Source organism: Marinobacter sp. UBA2498, from assembly GCF_002341575.1.
Classification (GTDB): domain Bacteria; phylum Pseudomonadota; class Gammaproteobacteria; order Pseudomonadales; family Oleiphilaceae; genus Marinobacter; species Marinobacter manganoxydans.
On the sequence record NZ_DDOI01000109.1, the window covers coordinates 18,993 to 20,767 of the forward strand.

General features: G+C 58.5%; 3 protein-coding genes. All 3 read left to right on the plus strand.

Annotated features, from left to right (window positions below; translation table 11 throughout):
- Positions 1–888 (plus strand): response regulator (locus tag B2W52_RS15335; protein WP_286803689.1); only part of this gene is annotated, 888 nt, incomplete at its 5' end.
- A 62-nt stretch (positions 889–950) separates the two neighbouring features.
- Positions 951–1,139, plus strand: a complete 189-nt coding sequence (yacG, locus tag B2W52_RS15340) for a DNA gyrase inhibitor YacG (RefSeq protein WP_273018052.1) — start codon at positions 951–953, stop codon at positions 1,137–1,139.
- 112 nt (positions 1,140–1,251) lie between these two features.
- The coding region (locus B2W52_RS15345) for a YfaZ family outer membrane protein (RefSeq protein ID WP_286803690.1) at positions 1,252–1,775 on the plus strand (524 nt) is incomplete at its 3' end.

Here is a 1,775-nt window from a genome sequence, read left to right on the forward strand (position 1 = left end):
GCCGCCCGGGTTCGGCCGGATACCCGGATGGTGAAAAACCGCCGGATTCTGGTGGTGGATTCCTACGAGCTGTCCCGCAAGATCACCCTGGAGATGCTGTCCCGCCACGAGGTGCACATTGAGGCGGTGAAATCCGCCGGCGAGGCGCTGACGTCCCTGCGCACCGCGTTTGATGGCCAGCAGCCGTTCGACGCCATCATCCTGGATGGGTTTGTACCGGATATGGACAGCGACCTGCTGTGCCGGCAGATTCGCAGCAATCCGTTGTGGTCCGATATGCGCCTGCTGATTCTGTCATCCAACCCGCAACGGGGCGACGCCGAACATTTCCGGCAGGCAGGTGCCGATGCCTTCCTGAGCAAATCGCTGCGGGAATCCTGCCTGACGCCAATTCTGAACCAGTTGTTTGCCGATGCCGCCAAACAGGAACGGCGTTTCCTGACCCGGTTTTCCCTGCAGGCGGTTACCGATACCGCCAGGCGCCGGGAACTTCCCTGTGGCCGGATGAAGGTGTTGCTGGTGGAAGACAACCCGGTCAACCGTACCCTGACCCGCCGCCTGCTGGAGAAACTCGGTTGTGACGTGATGACCGCCAACGATGGCGAGGCTGCCGCCAGCCTGTGGCAATGGCATCCCTTCGACCTGGTGTTCATGGACTGTGTGATGCCCCGCGTGGACGGTTTCGAAGCCACCCGACGCCTGCGGGAGTGGGAAAAAACCCACAACCGCGCGCCCATCCCCGTGGTCGCTCTGACCGCCAGTGCCATGGAAGAGGACGAGGAACGCTGCCGCCGGTGCGGGATGGATTCTTTTGTTGCCAAGCCTGTCAATATTGAAATGTTGCGGGCAGTACTGGAACAATATTGTCAGGCGTCTGCTGCCTCCTGAAAGCTGTTTTCTAAAATCAGGGCACAGACATCCAGACACGTTTCCACTACCCGAAGGCAACCATGAACGTTGAATGCCCAACCTGTAAAAAGTCCGTGGAATGGACCGAGACCAACCCCTGGCGCCCTTTCTGTTCCGAGCGCTGCAAACTGATCGATCTGGGGGCCTGGGCCAACGAGGAATACCGGGTACCCGCAGAGAACGCTTCACCGGAAGATCTGGACCAGGGCGGCGATACCACCCGGCACTGACCTGCGAAAAATGAAAGTTAACGGGGACTTACCGGCATTTAAGTTGAGTGGCCCGGAACACCCCGTTAACATACCGGCAATTCTGCTAAAAACGTAACGAAGGTGCACATATATGAAAGCGTCCCGGATTTCCCTGATGATTCTCTCACTGGCTGCCGCGCCTGCCTTTGCAGGGGATGTCGACCTCAGCCTCACCAACGATTCGGTGAAGGGCCAGGTAAATTTCTTCGGCACCAACAACGACCTCCAGCTTGGCACCGGTTACACCTACCGCGAAGGTGGCCGCGATATTTTCAACGTTGATTTCCATGCCCAGGGCCGCACGGCAATCGGCAACCTGCCCACCACAGCCGGCATCGGCATGAGGGGTATCTATTGGGATCAAAGCCGCGCCGATGGCGGTGCTGTCGGTCTTGGCGGTTTTGCGACCGTCAATATCCCGGATGTCCCTGGCCTGTCGTTCACCGGTGGCCTGCACTACGCCCCCAGCATTCTCTCGTTTGGCGATTCCGATGATATGACCAGCCTTGAGCTGCGTGGTAGCTATCGGGTTATCCGCAACGCAGAGGTTTTTGCTGGCTACCGTTACCTGAACACGGATATCGAGAATTCCTCACGAGACGTCAATCTCGATGA

Coding starts and splice junctions, on each gene's coding strand:
- yacG (WP_273018052.1), top strand. CDS start 951: ATGAACGTTGAATGCCCAACCTGTAAAAAGTCCGTGGAATGGACCGAG.